The 16,284-nt window shown below is 48.6% G+C and carries 12 protein-coding genes; 3 read left to right on the forward strand and 9 right to left on the reverse strand.

From position 1 onward, the window contains the following. The first annotated feature begins 93 nt into the window (after positions 1-93). A complete protein-coding gene (locus ACINK7_RS08530; RefSeq protein WP_404360923.1) occupies positions 94-2,340 on the forward strand; it encodes a fused MFS/spermidine synthase in 2,247 nt (748 codons plus the stop codon). A gap of 520 nt (positions 2,341-2,860) precedes the next feature. On the opposite strand, the gene ACINK7_RS08535 is transcribed toward ACINK7_RS08530, so the two are convergent. Next, positions 2,861-4,114 (reverse strand): hypothetical protein, encoded by a 1,254-nt coding sequence (locus tag ACINK7_RS08535; protein ID WP_404360924.1) that lies wholly within the window; start codon positions 4,112-4,114, stop codon positions 2,861-2,863. Between the two features lie 687 nt (positions 4,115-4,801). Between ACINK7_RS08535 and hpnR the strand changes: the two genes are divergently transcribed. Then, entirely contained in the window at positions 4,802-6,361 is a 1,560-nt protein-coding gene (hpnR, locus tag ACINK7_RS08540) for a hopanoid C-3 methylase HpnR (RefSeq protein ID WP_404360925.1), read from the forward strand. A gap of 89 nt (positions 6,362-6,450) precedes the next feature. Here hpnR and ACINK7_RS08545 read toward each other — a convergent pair whose 3' ends face one another. From ACINK7_RS08545 to soxY, 5 genes are all read right to left on the reverse strand, one after another. After that, positions 6,451-7,779 (reverse strand): hypothetical protein, encoded by a 1,329-nt coding sequence (locus ACINK7_RS08545; protein WP_404360926.1) that lies wholly within the window; start codon positions 7,777-7,779, stop codon positions 6,451-6,453. Between the two features lie 165 nt (positions 7,780-7,944). Beyond that, positions 7,945-9,204, reverse strand: coding sequence for a gephyrin-like molybdotransferase Glp (gene glp / locus ACINK7_RS08550; RefSeq protein ID WP_404360927.1), 1,260 nt, complete (start codon positions 9,202-9,204; stop codon positions 7,945-7,947). Next, positions 9,201-10,037: a sulfur oxidation c-type cytochrome SoxA gene (gene soxA / locus ACINK7_RS08555; protein ID WP_404360928.1), complete on the reverse strand. Its 837-nt coding sequence runs from the start codon at positions 10,035-10,037 to the stop codon at positions 9,201-9,203. Before soxA ends, glp begins: the two co-directional genes overlap by 4 nt. Beyond that, complete coding sequence (gene soxZ, locus ACINK7_RS08560) at positions 10,034-10,354, reverse strand: thiosulfate oxidation carrier complex protein SoxZ (protein ID WP_404360929.1); 321 nt, start codon at positions 10,352-10,354, stop codon at positions 10,034-10,036. Before soxZ ends, soxA begins: the two co-directional genes overlap by 4 nt. Before the next feature lie 422 nt (positions 10,355-10,776). After that, positions 10,777-11,247 (reverse strand): thiosulfate oxidation carrier protein SoxY, encoded by a 471-nt coding sequence (soxY, locus tag ACINK7_RS08565; protein ID WP_404360930.1) that lies wholly within the window; start codon positions 11,245-11,247, stop codon positions 10,777-10,779. Between the two features lie 139 nt (positions 11,248-11,386). On the opposite strand from soxY, the gene ACINK7_RS08570 reads away from it, so the two are divergent. Beyond that, a complete protein-coding gene (locus ACINK7_RS08570; RefSeq protein WP_404360931.1) occupies positions 11,387-11,737 on the forward strand; it encodes a UPF0158 family protein in 351 nt (116 codons plus the stop codon). Between the two features lie 608 nt (positions 11,738-12,345). Here ACINK7_RS08570 and dxs read toward each other — a convergent pair. Genes dxs through ACINK7_RS08585 form a run of 3 tightly spaced genes read right to left on the reverse strand, consistent with a single transcriptional unit; the run spans position 12,346 to position 16,266 of the window. After that, positions 12,346-14,208, reverse strand: coding sequence for a 1-deoxy-D-xylulose-5-phosphate synthase (gene dxs, locus ACINK7_RS08575; protein ID WP_404360932.1), 1,863 nt, complete (start codon positions 14,206-14,208; stop codon positions 12,346-12,348). Positions 14,209-14,263: 55 nt separating this feature from the next. Beyond that, positions 14,264-15,898 carry a copper resistance D family protein gene (locus ACINK7_RS08580; protein WP_404360934.1) on the reverse strand — a complete coding sequence of 545 codons (1,635 nt, stop codon included), beginning with the start codon at positions 15,896-15,898 and terminating at the stop codon, positions 14,264-14,266. Between the two features lie 11 nt (positions 15,899-15,909). Then, positions 15,910-16,266 carry a copper resistance CopC family protein gene (locus ACINK7_RS08585; protein WP_404360935.1) on the reverse strand — a complete coding sequence of 119 codons (357 nt, stop codon included), beginning with the start codon at positions 16,264-16,266 and terminating at the stop codon, positions 15,910-15,912. Positions 16,267-16,284 lie beyond the last annotated feature (18 nt).

Consider the following 16,284-nt stretch of genomic DNA (forward strand, 5'->3'; position numbering starts at 1 on the left):
ACGCCCATAAGCCTGTCGATAATTATTGCCAAATTAGAGGTTAGTCCGGTCAAAACTTAATTTTCACCGTAAATTAGTTATTTAGGGGGGCGTATGGACATTACACATCATAGTGAAATCAGACGCGACAATTTTCCTATCTTCCTGTTCGCGTTGACGTTATTCAGCAGTGCTTCTTTAATGTTTGTTTTACAACCAATGTTTGGGAAAGCGCTTTTGCCTTTATTAGGCGGCTCTGCATCCGTATGGAATACCTGTATGGTGTTTTATCAGAGCATCCTTTTTCTGGGTTATCTTTATGCCCATTTTCTCTCAACTCGCTTTGGTTATCGAAAGCATCTTGCCATCCACCTTTCGATACTGCTTATCAGTCTTTATTTCCTTCCGGTAAGTATCCCTGAGGGTAGCAGGCCGCCCAGTTCGGAAAATCCCAGTATTTGGTTGTTGTCGACTCTATTTGTGTCGATAGGCTTGCCGTTTTTCGTGTTGTCCACTAACTCACCACTATTGCAAAAGTGGTTTTCAAAAATCGGCCATCAGACCAGTAACGACCCTTATTATCTTTCGATTGCCAGTAATGCCGGCAGCTTGATCGCGTTATTGAGCTATCCTTTTTTACTGGAGCCCGCTATCGGTATTAGCCAGCAACAGCAATATTGGAGTGCGGGTTTTCTTGTGCTGATAGGCTTGATTTCATTGTGTATGCTAGTTCTGAAACAGCAGCACTTTCAGCCTGCAGTCAATAAGGCATCAAGTGTTAATCTAGTCGAAAAGCCTGAGCTGAAATTACAAATTCAATGGTTATTATTGGCGTTTGTGCCTTCCAGTTTGTTATTGGGCACGACTAATTTCATCAGCATCGATATCGCCACGGTGCCGTTGTTATGGGTTATTCCTTTAGCCTTGTATTTGTTCTCATTTATTTTGGTATTTTCCGGCTACGGCGCCGCTATTCATAAGAAAGTATTATTGATACAGCCCTGGCTGGTTGCACCCTTTTTGATTTACTACTTTTCGAATCAAAAACTGGCCTCTTTTTCAGTTGAATTATTGATTCATTTATTAGTTTTCTTTTTATCCATCATGGTATGTCATGGGGAGTTAGCTAAGAAACGCCCCTCGACAAACTATCTTACTCAATATTATTTAATCATGTCTTTCGGCGGGATGCTCGGAGGTATTTTTAACAGCTTTATCGCGCCGTTTATATTCAGCTCGATTTACGAATATCCACTGATGATTGTTTGCGCATTGCTGTTGAACCCAATCAATGGCATTGGTCAGTATGTTAAGGAACATTTGGCGAAAATTATTTTTAGCGCTTACTTCATTACGTTTGCGGTCATTTTATCGATCAGTGTCAAACAACTGGACGATGCCTTTCTCATTAGTTTTGGGATCATTGCTTTAATGGGCGCAGCCTACTTTCTATTTAAAAAAAATTCGTTGTATTTTCCTTTGGTTGGACTGTTGGTGTTGTCCTGTGCGGCGCCGGAAAAGCATCAAGGCGGAGACCAGCTCTTGCATCAAAGCCGAAATTTTTATGGCGTATTGTCGGTCAAGAAAATTTCGGATCTCAATGTCGACAACAATACGCACACATTGCATGAAATTTATAGTGGTACAACCCGGCATGGCTTGCAGTTGTTGAACGATGTCAATCGACAATGCACGCCGAACGGCTATTACAGTCCGCAAGGGCCTTTGGGTTCCATTTTTGCGAATTACAACAGTCAAAACAACGCTTGGCGGATCGGCGTTGTCGGTCTTGGAGCTGGAGAAATGGCCGGTTACGCTAAAGCTTCTCAACACTGGACATTTTTCGAACTCGATCCGGCCGTTGTGCAGATCGCAACGAATCCAGAGTATTTTACTTATTTAACGGATTGTATCAGCGGTTACGATATTCAAGTCGGAGACGCCAGAATCACATTGGAAAATCAACCAAATCCTTTTGATTTATTGGTTATCGACGCGTTTACATCAGATTCGATACCGACCCATTTACTCACCAAGGAAGCTTTGGAGTTGTATTTTTCTAGGCTGGAAAATCACGGATTGTTGGTTTTTCACATTTCCAATCGTTATCTGGAGCTGAAGAAGGTGTTAGCGGATCATGCGGAAAAATTGGGATTGACGCTGTTGCTGCAAGAATTCAGGCCTGAGCAAAATATTCCTTTTGTTTATCGATCGGATTGGGCCATTCTGGCTCGAAAAGAAGCGGACCTTCTGCCTTTAGTCAATGCCGACTTGCAGCATAATTGGCAAAAAGTCCCCCATTACGCCGATGCTCGTTCATGGACGGACGATTTCACTAGCATCATGAGCGTTTGGAAATAAGCTATACCCTTTCGCACTTCAAATTTCGGCAGTGCCTAAGGCGCCGGGGGTCTCGCTCCCTCACCTAACGCTCACTGCCATTAAGTTAAGGGAAACCCGTCATTCCGCCATGGACTGGCGGAATCCAGTGCCATGGATGGCAAGCTTTTGAGGCACATTAGAGCCTGAATGCAAGCATTACTTATCTCTGTGACGGCTTAACTTAATGGCAGTGTCACCTAACGCTAGGTGAGGGAAAGCCATTGACTTTCAATATCCACTGATTTTTCAAACAGTACCGTTCCCAGGTATTCGATAAACTCTGTTCAGCACCTTTACCGGTACTTGTGAATAACGGCGAGAGCTCCAGCTTGGGAAAGAGCTTGATGTAGGTTGGCCGTTTTTAGCTTGATGCGTATGGGTTACCATGGTACGCAAAGCGTAACCTACGAGGGTATTGAACAGCTAAAACCTGTTCCAAAACATTCTTTTGTCCTTTATGAACGTTAGGTTAGGGAGCGAATAGAAATCGGAACGCTGTTTATTGTTTGTTAATCGGTAATTGGGCGATTCGATGCTCTATTTGTTGTATCATTTTCTGATAGGCGGCGCCTTCTAAGCCGCCGTAGAGTCGGTTAAATGCTTGTTCTGCAAGATATTCGGGCAAGTCTGCCGTTTCGGGGATGATGTCGCGTTCTTGGGCCGTGGTCATAAATTCTTGAATTTTTCTGGCTTGTGATGGTTTTTGTACGGCGAGTTCGCCCATGAGCGTGCCGGTCCGGTTGGCGGTCATATCGATGAATGAAAAGCCACTGCCGCCTCTCGAGTCTTCCAGTTCCTTATATAATCCTATGGCGTCAGCCAACGGCGTGCCGGCATAGGCGGCAAGCGTAGCCGACACTAGATAATGTTTGCTTAAATCGTTGCGTTGATTGAGAGTGACGGTTCGCCAAATCGGACGATATTGGCTTTTCAATGCTGGAATAATTTTATTCAGCGTTAAACGGTTGGTATATAACGTTAGCACCAGAATGACGGCACGGTTTTCCCCAATCGGGTCGCCTCGGCGACTGCGTTCATTTGCCAATTGAAATAAGGGTTGCGTGAGTTCGGTCAAACTCAAGTGCCTTTTGGGCGCGCGCGTTAGCATTACCAAGCGTTGTTGATAAACTTCAATGCGATGCTGTTCTTGTCCGGGTAAAAAAGCGCCGCTGAGTTTGGTCGGTAAATTTTCATGCCACTTATAAGTCACGATCATTCGTTTATTGATGAATCTGACCTTTCTGATCATGGCTTGAAGCGCCTTCCAATCGGCATCCGGCAGCATAAGGCTGTAGATACTTTTGCTTATGTTATTTGCTATGAGTCCGGGTATTCTTACTTTGCCCAGTGATAGGTGGTCGATTTCAGGAAGACTCTGAGTTTGCTTGAGTTCGAGTGTTAAATTTAAATAATTGCCTAGTGGGTTTGAAGGTAATTTTAAGGTACTTTCAATGATGGCTCGCCCTTGTTTGATCGTTAAACCGGCAACGCCGCCTATGTATTGATTGACGAAATAATTGACGGCTAGGTCTAAGTCTCTCTGTTCAATGCTGGCTCTTGCTATCGTGCCGGTTGCTAGGCGTCGCGGGTCGTTTTGTACAAAAATTTGTTTTCCTCTGGCTATTTGCTCGGGGGTGATATCGAGTCTTTTTCTTAGCTTGGGTTTATCTTCCACGACTAACACCAATAAGGTGGTTGCCAGGACCAGGAAAACCAATACCGATGAGAACAATAGTTTTACAATGAATTTCATTTTGCTAGCCAAATTTCGGTACCGGGGAGCAATGCCATTATTAGGTGTCAAGAAGTTAGGTGCTGGGAGTTATTATACCCTTCGTATATCAAAATTCGGCACAGTGGTGTCCGTCAAAGGCCCATCCCTAAATTTCTAAGTCAATTAACCATGGCTAATGGACTATGGAATTTAGTGCGCTTCGAGGGATGCGACATAGGCCGTGGTTGTCAAGCATCAGTGGCTTTCCCACGCCTAGCGTTAGATGAGGGAAAGCCGAGAATACCAAGTTACAATAAATGGCATCGAGGTCAAAAAGACTAAAATAAGCTGTTACTCAAGCTCCTGCATCCCGACAATCAAGGAAGATTGAACGAGCAAGCCGGGGTTGATTGAGAATGTGCGGAGGTTGTGTTGGTCTCAGGAAGCTCTTGCCCTGAGCCCTTCGGCTGCGCTCAGGAGAGCCTTGTCGAAGGGGGAGCTTCCGGAGTGTCTTTCCCAAGCTGGAGCTTGGGAAAGAGCGTGATGCGGGTTGGCCGTTTTTAGCTTGATACGCTACAAAACTCATGGTTCCAGGAAAGTTATTTTTGACGATATCCTAAATAAATTTGACCGATATAGTAAGTTTTTTTATAGTGATTCGATACTATTTTTGGATGTTTTGTATAAATTGTTACGAACACTATGGCCTGATAGGGAGTCGAAAACATGAAATTTCTTGCTGTTCATCCTAGTCCGCTAATGTATACCAAGGTGTTTTTACGCCTTGAGCCGCTTGGTCTGGAACAAGTTGCCGAAACGGCTCGGCGACAAGGTTACGATACGCGTTTGATCGACTTACAGGTGGAATCTCATCAAGATTTATTTCGTCTATTGGACGATTGGCAACCCGATATCGTTGGTTTCTCGTTGAATTATTTGGCCAATGTTCCCGAGGTCATCGATCTTGTCAAAGCCGTGAAAGGCCGTTTGCCTAAAGGGTTTGTCTTTATCGGCGGGCATAGCGCCTCGTTTACCGCCGAAGAGTTATTGGAACATAGCGAAGGTAGTCTCGATGCCATTCTCAAAGGCGAGGGCGAGTCGGGGCTTCCTTTGTTGTTCCAAGCCATCAAGGAAGACAGGGAAAACGTTCATTGCGTGCCCGGCGTGGTGACGATGAAAGGCGAGGGTGGACAGCCGACGTTTATCCCTGATCTTGACAATCTTGCGCCGGCCCGAGACTTAGTTCGACATCGTAATAAATATTTTCTCGGCACGCTGGATCCTTGTGCATCAATCGAGTTTTCCAGAGGGTGTCCATGGGACTGTTCGTTCTGCAGCGCTTGGACATTCTATGGACGAAGTTATCGCGTGATGAGTCCTGATAAAGTCGTCGAAGAAATGGAAAAAATTCGCGAGCCTGGTATTTTCATTGTCGACGATGTCGCATTTATTCAAGAAAAAATGGGCTTCGAAATCGGCGAGGCCTTGGCTCGGAAAGGCATTAAGAAAGAATATTATTTGGAGACGCGCGGAGATGTGTTGCTGCGTAACAAAGACGTATTTAAGTTCTGGAAGGAACTCGGGATGAGTTACATGTTCTTGGGTATCGAGTCGATCGATGAGGAAGGGCTCGAAAAATACCGTAAACGTATTGATTTAAGTCGTAATTTCGAGGCTTTGGAGTTTGCTAGGACCCTAGGTATCAATGTCGCGATCAATATCATCGCCGATACCGATTGGGATCACGAGCGTTTCCGCGTGGTTAGGGAATGGTGCAAGGAAGTGCCCGAAATCGTTAATATCAGCGTCAATACGCCTTATCCGGGGACCGAAAGCTGGCTGACCGAGTCGCGTAATTTGACGACTCGCGATTATCGATTGTTCGATATTCAGCATGCGGTGCTGCCGACTCGCTTACCGATAGAAGAATTTTATGCGGAATTGGTCGAAACTCAGCGTGTCATGTTTACTAAGCACATGGGCTGGGCGGCTATGCGCGATGTGACGAAGGTCTTGGTAGGCAATTTAATGCGCGGCCAAACGAACTTTGCAAAGAATCTGTTTAAATTCGATAAAGTATTCAATCCGGAATTGCAATTGGCCGATCATCAAATGCCGGTTAAATATCAAATGAAGCCGCCGGTTAAAGACACTAAGTTTTCCAGTGCTAAGGCGTTATCCAAGTCGCTGTATGTTCATGAGCCGTTAGGGCGGACGAGTCGGCAGTTGGATGACGATACCGAAAAATTTGTCGATGAAAGCCGGGGCGCCTTGAACGAGTCTTGACGGTATTCGTTATCGGTTTGGCAGATTTACCGGTAGAGACGTGTCGACTGTCTCTACCGGTATATGTTTTGAAAAGAATAATAATCGATCTATCGTATCCAGTTTGTGTTCCATTTCAAATGCGAGGCTAATTCCGCTTCGATGAGTTGATCGTAATGGCGCTGCAGAGTTGCCTCTGTCGGACGCGGATAGACTTCTGTTTCGATTTCGCTTCGTAAATGGCTTATAAAATGACGTTGTAAAACGGAGTCCTCGGGGATTGTGATTTGTTCAGGTTCGTTTTTTGCTTTGGAAGCGGGCTTAGTAATTAGCGTATCGATGCGTTTGGGTTTCGGGGGCGCGGTAGAATCAAGTGCCGATTCCCGGCCATCGATGAATTTAAACAGAGATAAGTCTTCCGGATTGACTAGGCGGTTTTCCAATTCGGATTCGACCAATTGTTCATAGTGCCGTTGCAATACGCAATCGGTCGGGCGCGGAAACAGCGACGCTTCGATTTCGCTACGTAGTTGCGTCAACCAGTGTCTTCTCAATACGCTATCCTCGGGGATTTCGTGCTTAGAATCGGATTTGCTTGGCGTGCCGATTGCGTGTTCTATGGGTCTTGATTTTGCCTTTACGTCGATAATCGAAGCCGGATCGGTTGTGCCAGCTATTTCGATGCCATCGATGAATTTGAAACGTTGTAAGGCTTCCGGGTTAAGTAAGCGGTTTTCCACTTCGGATTCGACCAATTGCTCGTAGTGGCGCAGCAATACGCAATCGGTCGGACGCGGAAATAATGTTGCCTCGACTTCGGCGCGCAACTGCGACAATAAGTGACGTCTCAATACCGAATCTTCGGGAACCGGAATCTTTTGTTTAACCCGCGTTGTAGTTTCTTTAGCCGGAGCACTTTCAGTTATTGATGTCGTGGATGCGATAGAGGGTTTACGGTTTTGCTTGAGTATTTCAGCGTGAGATTCCTTGAGGTTTTTTTCAATTTGCTTGAGTATTCGTCCTGCCCGGCTTTTGATTTCTTCCCGTTGCCTAACCTCTCGCCATATCAGAAACGGCAGTACTAAGCCGATGACGGCAAATAAACCTGAAAGCGCAGCCCAGATTAAAACGTCTTTTGTGAATAACTGAAAAGTCCACCAAGAAAATCCCAATAATACGGCAATGCCGAAAGAAATTTTCAGCGATAACTTAAAAGTTGCGGTACTTGAATTGCTGCTGTTGATGTAAGTAGGATCGATATCGTTTTTTAATTCTTGGAAATGAGCGGTATCGTATTTCGAATGTTTGGCGGTTTCGAGCCAATCAAGGTTTCTTCTGAGTCGTTTTTTATGTACGGTGTTCCTTATAGCCAGAAGCATAATAATCAATGTGGTCGACAATGTAGCGGCCATGGTGATCATGATTTCGTCGGTAATCATAGCTACCCCCTTTATTGTAATAATTTTTGGTTATGTCCATTTGCCGTGACAGGCAGCAAAGCTGAGTTGTCATGAAATCCTTCGACCTAGCATGCGTTTAAATGAAAGTCAAATGCAAATCTAACAGAATTGACATTAAATATCTAATAATTTATTCGGAGGGGGTTAAAACATGTCGCAAAAGGGCCTTACGGTAACCCAATCGCCGGCGGATTTAGATGTATCTTGATGATTCAAAATGATAAACGCATTGGCTTTGCTCATCGACATCAAAATGCCCGAGCCTTGTTTGCCGGTGGTTCTGATAGTCCAGTCGCCATCTTGATCACGGCTGAGGATGCCGCGCTGTATTTCGGTGCGCCCCGGTTTTTTGCGCAGTTTTTCGGTGGTACGCGCGATGATTGTCGGAGCGATCGGCTTATCGACGATGCCGAGCATTTTTTCCAAGGCCGGTAAAACGAAATAATAAAAGGTGACCAATACCGCGACCGGATTACCCGGTAAGCCGAAAAACGCGGCATTTCCGATGCGCCCGAATGCCAAGGGCCTGCCTGGTTTGATTGCGATTTTCCAGAAGTCGACTTGCCCTGATTTTAGTAGGGCCGTTTTCGTGAAGTCGGCTTCTCCAACCGAAACGCCGCCCGATGAGATGATGAGGTCTGCATAATGGCCCGCTTCGTTAAAACGCTTCAATAAAGTATCAGGGTCGTCTTCGATAATGCCGAGATCTACGACTTCGATATCGGGTCTGTCCAGTGCCGCTAAGAGGCTATAACGATTGCTATCATAGATGCCGCCTTCGCCGGGCGTTTCAAACGGAGCAAAAATTTCGTTGCCGGTCGAGGCGATCGCGACGACCAGTCGGCGTCTGACATTGATTTCGTTAATGCCGAGTGAAGCGAGTAAGCCGATATCCGGCGGCGTGAGGTATCGTCCCGGAGCCAAGATAGTTTCACCTTGTTTGATATCTTCTCCGGCGCGGCGAACGTTATCGCCGGCTTTATGCCGATTATCGATGGCGATAAAGCCGTCCTCGGTTTCGACATGCTCTTGCATGATCACGGTGTCGAACGGTTCAGGTAAAGCGGCGCCGGTCATGATGCGCAGGCAGGTGCCCGGCTCGACAGCACCCTGATAAGGAGTACCGGCCAGGGCAAGGCCTTTTACGGCTAGTCGCTTGATTCCTTCGGACGGGAGTTCGGAGCTGTGCAGCGCATAGCCGTCGACAGCTGAATTGGTATGCGCAGGGACATTCAGAGTCGAGACGACGGCTTCATACAAGGTGCGTCCTCGGGATTTTTCAATCGGCAAACGCTGATAGCCGTCAATAGCCGGCAGATTGGCTAAAATTCGGGATAGCGCCTCTTCGCAAGGCATTAGTCCCGATTCGAAGATGTCTGTGCAGCTAGGTTGAGTTTGGATCATTTGCGGATACTCGGGCCGTTAATCGGGATGCCGTTGCCGATATAACTTAAAAAATATTCCAAATTACAGAATTGGGCGCTTTGCGCGCCGGGCGATTCTGCACGGACTTGTTTTAGACACTCGGCAAAGCGCCGGTGCAGCGTGCCGGTTTCACCCCATTTCAAACGATAGACCGGCCAATGGCTGGTATGGCCCAATGACGGGCTTAACACTTCCGAGCGCAGTCGTTTGCCGGCGTTTTGCACATGGCAGGTCGCGCAACTGAAGTTCAATTGGCCGCGCCGTTCGTAATAAAAAGCTTTTCCGGCTTGATAGGCGGCCAAGGCGCGCGGGTCGCTATCGGGAATTTCGATCGCGAGGGCTTTGCCTCGGCTCGTAGAGGCCAAATAGGCGAGCAAAGATGCGATTTCGCCTTTTTGATAGGACAAAGGAGGTTCTCCGTTTCGTTCGCGGCAGTCGTTCAAGGCTTTTGCCAGCGTGACGACTTCGCCGGTTTCGCTATTCCACTTCGGATAAAGTTGAGCGATGCCGATACCGCGATTCGGCAGGCAGTCCGCATAATGTGCGCTATTGGAAAAAGGTATCGAAAATAGGGTTTTACCTTCTTCCAAAGCCCATTCGTACGGCGGAAATTCTTCGATCGCCCGCCAGGATTGCCGGGCACCGGGGTCGATTGCATAAACGCCGTCGGCATAATCCTGTAGCGTCAATTTAGGAAATAATGTCCGGTAATGGTCGGTCAAGGCTTTGCGGTCCTGTTCCGGGTCGGCAAGTGCCGATCCGGCCAGGATTCCTAGCAACAATGGATAGACATAGCGTAAGCCTTTGTTCATGACGGTTCGGCTAGTCGTTGTTCGGCGCTGCCGCTGAGGCCTTGATTGTCGAACCAGTCGACACGGATCAAGTCGCCGTTTGCGATGCCTTTCAACCAAAAGGCAAAATAAGGATTTTTCGAGATGCTGCCGGCCATTTGTGCGCTCAAAATCGTTTTTCCGTTTTGACTTACCGTCAAGGTCTTGATGAAATGCGCCGGAATCAATTCTTGCGTCTCCGGATCGCGATTGCGGCCGTGTTCCATCGGATGCGCGATCAAGATTTTCAATTCGGTTTTGCCGTTTTTGGCGTTGAGGCGAATTTTGGTTTTGGTCATGTTAGTAACGAGCATGCAATTACTTCTTCAAATGTCGGAAGGGGGTTTGGTGGCTCGATTGACAGGTGTCGGCGGCAGGGCAGATTTTTGCTCCTCGGCAATTGCTGAGTTACAAGGATGTAACGAATGCAGAAAATGCAGGAGCATTTTTCTGCCCTGCATCGCCTAAAGCGCCTACTGTTGGTGCCCTAATACACGCCATACATGGCGTAATGCAAAATCTGCATTCATGACATCCATGGCAATCAGTCGCCGCCGCCAAGCCTACAAGGATGTATTCACCCAGCACCTAAATTCCATAGTCTATGGCTATGATTAATTGTCTTAGATAATTTAGGTGCTGGGTTCACGGCGTCCTGTCAAGCGAGTCACCAAACCTCCACAAAGCTTACTGTTTCGGAAAGGAATTTTACGTATATACCTTAGCCTCCGCAGCCGCCGATTGTGACCTTGACTTGTTGACGAGCGCTATAGAGCTTATCACCCGCTTTGATTACGGTAATGACGTCACAGGTTTCGGCCATTTTTAGTTGCGCCGATACGAACGGTTCGGCATTTTTGGACAATGTGAAAATCGCCGCCAGCGGTACCGGGTTTTTCTCGACCAGAATTGCAATGCTTTGGACATCGCTTAGCGTGCTGGCAACCTTGATCGGCACGACTGCGCCGTCTTCGGCGATTAACGGTAGGTTAAGCAAAATTGCAGTGGAATCGGCAATGTCCGCTCCGGCAAACAAACGATCCATCGTTTGTTTTAGCTTTCCCGGCGAGAAATAGTCTTCGGCCCATTCGGCGAAAACTTGTCCCGGAGTCATTAGTCCTGCGCAAGCAGCAATGACGTAACATCCCGATGCCGTAGCGTGCTGTAAAAATTTTCTACGCGAATAAGTCATGATGTTTCGGTTCGATTAGGCGATAATTAGCGATTTTTCATGCCGACTATTCTAATCATTTATTTTAGCTTTCGGAAACAAAATACTCTTTGCCATACACTTCATCAGCGCCGACCCCGATCATGCAAGCGAAGCATTTTTGTCGCTAGAAACCGGTAAAATCCATACCCGTTCCCAGTACATGAATTTCGAAGGGGAGGAGGAACTGCCCGACGATTTGTATGACCCGGTCCGTTATATTAGCCTGCCGGATAAGCATGATCTTAATCTTGGTACGTCATTGGTCTGGTCTTTTGTCGACGAATATAGTCCATCCGATTATGATCGCGTCAGGGCCATGTTCCGAAAACGCGGCGCCTATGCGAAATTCAAGGATTGGGCGGACTGTAACGACCTTCTGGAAACATGGTACCGTTTCGAAGAAGAGGCTACGAAAAAAGCCGCTCGCGAATGGTGCGAGGAAAATGATCTGCATTTAGTCGAAAAATAATTTTTCGCTATTTTCATGGCAGGATTGGGCTCGCAGCTCAGTTCTAAACGTTTCCGTACCATTTCTTACTCAGAGCATGGGAACGATAATTGCCGGGGGGGCTGAATAGTTCATGCTCTTTCCCAAGCTCCAGCTCTCATCGTTATACATAAGTCAAAAATTACTGTTTTGCAATCTTAGCTAATGAGGCTTCGATACCATTTTTTGTCGCCCAACGTTCCCGACTTCGAAATCGCGATCTGGGGATCGCTCCCACAGAGCATCCGCCCCCTTGTGGGAGCGACGCCTTCGTCGCGATTTCGAAGCCACTGATGTTCAATATCCGCAGATTTATCAAACAGCACCGTTTCCAGGTATACGACGAACTCTGTTTAGCACCTTTACCGGTACTTGTGTATAACGGCGAGAGCTCCAGCTTGGGAAAGCCCCCCCGGAAGCTAGAGCTTCCTGAACAGGTTACCCAAGCTGGAGCTTGAACAGCATAAGGTGTAGGGTGCGCATCGCGCACCTGGATCGGGACTTCTTGTTGTTTTGGCACCGTGGAAAGGCGCGCGATGCGCAGCCTACGGCTAGGGTCAATCAAACAAAGCCGGCTTTAGGCAATGAAGTCACGCGCAAAATTGCTTGATGCTCTGCAATATGCCTTGGGTATCCAATCCGCAAAAACTCAGTAATTCCTCGCGCGTGCCTTGTTCGATGAAGGCGTCGGGCAGGCCGATGTTCAAGACCGGCATCACGATTCTTTGTGCCTGCAGAAATTCGTTGACCGCGCTGCCGGCGCCGCCGGCGACGACGTTTTCTTCGACCGTGACGATGACATCGTGACTCTTGGCCAGTTCCAGAATCAACGCTTCATCGAGCGGCTTGACGAAGCGCATGTTGACGACAGTCGCGCCGAGCTGCTTACCGACCTCGACCGACGGCGCGACCATGCTGCCGAAGGCGAGCATCGCGATACGTCCGCCTTGGTGGCGAATTTCGGCCTTGCCGATCGGTAGGGCGGTCATGGCGCAATCGACCGGCACGCCCGGGCCCTTGCCGCGCGGATAGCGTACCGAAGCCGGGCCTTTATGAATATAACCGGTATAGAGCATCTGCCGGCATTCGTTTTCATCGGCCGGCGCCATGATCAGCATATTCGGCAAGCAGCGCATATAGGTGTAATCGAAACTGCCGGCATGGGTCGGGCCGTCCGGGCCGACTAAACCGGCGCGGTCCAAGGCGAATAAGACGTCCAGATCTTGCAAGACCACATCGTGTATCAATTGATCGTAGCCGCGTTGTAAAAAGGTTGAATAGATCGCGACGACCGGTTTGCCGCCCTCGCAGGCCAGGCCTGCCGCCAAGGTTACGGCATGCTGCTCGGCGATGGCGACATCGAAATAGCGCTTCGGAAAGCGTTCGGAAAATGCGACCAAGCCCGAGCCTTCGCGCATTGCCGGGGTGATGCCGCACAGGCGCTCGTCTTGCTCGGCCATGTCGCAGAGCCATTGGCCGAACACCTGCGTATAAGTCGGGTGCGGAGAAGGTGCCGATTTCGGCAAGCAATCCCGGCTCGGGTCGAAGGCCGGTACGCCGTGATAGGCAAGCGGGTCTTTCTCGGCCGGCGCATAGCCTTTACCTTTCTTGGTGACGATATGCAAAAAGCGCGGGCCGGAAATGTGTTTCAGATTCTCCAGCGTTGACACCAGCATGTCCAGATCGTGGCCGTCGATTGGACCGATATAATTGAAACCCATTTCCTCGAATAAGGTGCCCGGCACGATCATGCCTTTCATGTGCTCCTCGGTCTTGCGCGCCAGTTCCCAGACGCTCGGCATGTTGCTGAGGACCTTCTTGCTTTCTTCGCGTACCGAAGAATAAATCTTACTCGACAGAATCTTAGTCAGATAATTATTCAACGCGCCGACATTCGGCGAAATCGACATATCGTTATCGTTCAGTATCACCAGCAAGTTCGCGTCGATCGCGCCGGCATGATTCATCGCCTCGAAGGCCATGCCGCCGGTGATGCTACCGTCGCCGATGATCGCGACACAGTGCTTATCCTCGCCGCGCAAACCGGATGCGATCGCCATGCCTAAGGCCGCGCTGATCGACGTGCTCGAATGGCCGACGCCGAAGGCATCGTATTCGCTCTCGGAACGGTTCGGAAACGCGCAGATACCGTCGCGGGTGCGGATCGTCGTCATGCGCTCCTTGCGCCCGGTCAGGATCTTATGCGGATAGGCCTGATGGCCGACATCCCAAACCAATTGATCGCGCGGCGTGTCGAACACGTAATGCAGCGCCACGGTCAGCTCGACCGTTCCCAGACCGGCCGAGAAGTGTCCGCCGGAAATGCTGACCGTGTGGGTCAGGAACTCGCGTAGTTCTTGGGCAAGCGGGACTAGATTGGCTTTGGACAGTTTTCGTAAATCCGCGGGCGTATCGATCAGACTCAATAACGGGTAATCGTTAGCAAGGTTCATAGTATTTTCCTGAGAGAGTGCTTCATTAACCATTGAATGAATCGGGTAAAAGCAATTAATAAAGCGGTTCTTGATAAAACAATAAAATCATACCTAGCTGAAGCATCGCAAAAGCGGATATTAACCCGGCTATTTGTCGTTGTTTCGGGTCATTGAGTCGTATTTCAAGCCAGCGTGCACTGGCGATGATGATCGCAAATACACCCATTAACGTATGTCCTGCCTGAATTAAGAAAGCTGTTTTAGGTTGAAAACCGACATGCGAGTGTGTCAGCAACATCAGGCCACCGAAGGCTCCGAGCAGCGGAAACATATAGATCAGTTTCTTATTCGAGTTATTGGGGTGGCGCGCCTTATATTCCATGACTCCCATCATGAACGCCATGAAAGTCGCGATACGGTGTTGCAGAATTTCGCCGTTCTCTAATGTGCTTTCCCAAAAGCCGATGGGGCCGAGTGGCCACGCTTCTGGGTCGCTACGTATAAACAGGAAAAGGCCGAGAAAAGCGAAGCCGAGCGGCCAGTAAGGACCGCGATGCGGCGGAGGCGGACGAAGTGATGCAATGATGGCTAAAACTGCGATCGTTGTAACGAAAATGCCGGCTACATTGTGGTTGTAGTCCGACCAGTCGGCACTCGCGCGCGACGGAACTTGGCCTATGATTGCGGTTCTACCGGGTTCGCCGGCCATTAACTCTTCGTGAGTCGGAGATGTTGTTAGTGGAATCCGTGGTTTGAAAGTGGCGAGCGTTTCCTGCCAGGTCGCGGTGGTTTTCGGGATGTCGATCGCCGGCGGTTGGGTTGCAAGGCTGACGGCTGTGAATAGAATGCTAACCAACAGGAATGTTTCGGCTTGAATATAACTTGGAATCTCGCGGAATAGCAGCGTCTCGCGGTTCTGCTCGAAGAATTCGCGCGTGCCGCGATTGTTTAAATAAGCTAAAAACAAAGCTATGGCTAGCAAGAGCAGTTTGACCAGTAATAAGTTGCCGTAGCCGGTGCCGATGAATCCGTTCCAACTATCGATATAGCCGATCGCCATCGGAAGGCCGGTCGCCATTAGGACCGCGAGCGAGACCAGGCCGAGTTTCCCAAATTGTTTCAAAAAGTTGGGCCACAACACCGGATCGATTGCGTTAAGTGTGCTTAAACGCCAAATGTTAATTAATTGAAAGACACCGCCGACCCATGCTGCCGCGGCGATTTGGTGAATGACTGTTATCGTCATCAATTGTATACGGCCATCGAAGCGTCCCGCACCGTGAGCGAGCCAGGCGCCGGCGATCAGTGCCGGAATCGCTAAGGCGGTTGCGTTATACCAGGCGTTCTTAGAAGTCGGTTGAAGACTGAGCTTGCTCCCGACATAAAAGGCCAGGCAGCCCATCACGATCATGCGCACCATGCCTGCCTTGAACTGAATCGTATCGGCAAAGGCCGGGAACGGCCAGACGCCTAGCGTCACGTTCATCAGCCAAACTTTTATTATCAGCGCGAAGCCTTGCGTTAACGCGAGGCCAAATGCACCATAGTAAATCAGTGTGACGGTCGACGATAAATGTTTTTCATCGTATCTCCTCGACCAAGGTTTCAGCATAAACATGCCCCAGATCAAACCGCCTATCGCCACGCTAAAAAATACGCGGTCGACTCCGCCGACCAGAGAATCCAAAAAATCAGCTAATCCACCCATTACCAATGCCTTTATTCGATGACAAAAAAACGAATGATATCTTCGGTCAAGTGACCGTCGGCCGCGAACACCTTGAGCCGGATCGCATGTTCTCCGGGTTCTAACGGAGGAATATCGATGACGACTTCTCCGCGGATTTTACCTCGATTGACATGGAGTCTCTCATGCACATCGTCTTTTTTGACCAGATCGAAATGAGATAAAGCCAATTCCACTCTCGAATTAAAGGTAAGCGATACTTTACTTCCGGTACCGGCCTTGATCGGGTCGATCTTTAAGGAAGTATTGGTGACAACGGCATGTGCTGAGACAGTGCTCGCATTGAGCGATAGTATTACAAATAAGAGTTGAAAATAATGTTTAATCATGTCTTTAACATAAATAGA

This window comes from Methylotuvimicrobium sp. KM1, assembly GCF_044788715.1.
Classification (GTDB): Bacteria; Pseudomonadota; Gammaproteobacteria; order Methylococcales; family Methylomonadaceae; genus Methylotuvimicrobium.

Coding starts and splice junctions, on each gene's coding strand:
- soxA (WP_404360928.1), bottom strand. CDS start 10,037: ATGAACAAAGGCTTACGCTATGTCTATCCATTGTTGCTAGGAATCCTG.
- glp (WP_404360927.1), bottom strand. CDS start 9,204: ATGATCCAAACTCAACCTAGCTGCACAGACATCTTCGAATCGGGACTA.
- ACINK7_RS08535 (WP_404360924.1), bottom strand. CDS start 4,114: ATGAAATTCATTGTAAAACTATTGTTCTCATCGGTATTGGTTTTCCTG.
- ACINK7_RS08530 (WP_404360923.1), top strand. CDS start 94: ATGGACATTACACATCATAGTGAAATCAGACGCGACAATTTTCCTATC.
- hpnR (WP_404360925.1), top strand. CDS start 4,802: ATGAAATTTCTTGCTGTTCATCCTAGTCCGCTAATGTATACCAAGGTG.
- soxY (WP_404360930.1), bottom strand. CDS start 11,247: ATGACTTATTCGCGTAGAAAATTTTTACAGCACGCTACGGCATCGGGA.
- ACINK7_RS08580 (WP_404360934.1), bottom strand. CDS start 15,898: ATGGGTGGATTAGCTGATTTTTTGGATTCTCTGGTCGGCGGAGTCGAC.
- dxs (WP_404360932.1), bottom strand. CDS start 14,208: ATGAACCTTGCTAACGATTACCCGTTATTGAGTCTGATCGATACGCCC.
- ACINK7_RS08585 (WP_404360935.1), bottom strand. CDS start 16,266: ATGATTAAACATTATTTTCAACTCTTATTTGTAATACTATCGCTCAAT.
- ACINK7_RS08545 (WP_404360926.1), bottom strand. CDS start 7,779: ATGATTACCGACGAAATCATGATCACCATGGCCGCTACATTGTCGACC.
- soxZ (WP_404360929.1), bottom strand. CDS start 10,354: ATGACCAAAACCAAAATTCGCCTCAACGCCAAAAACGGCAAAACCGAA.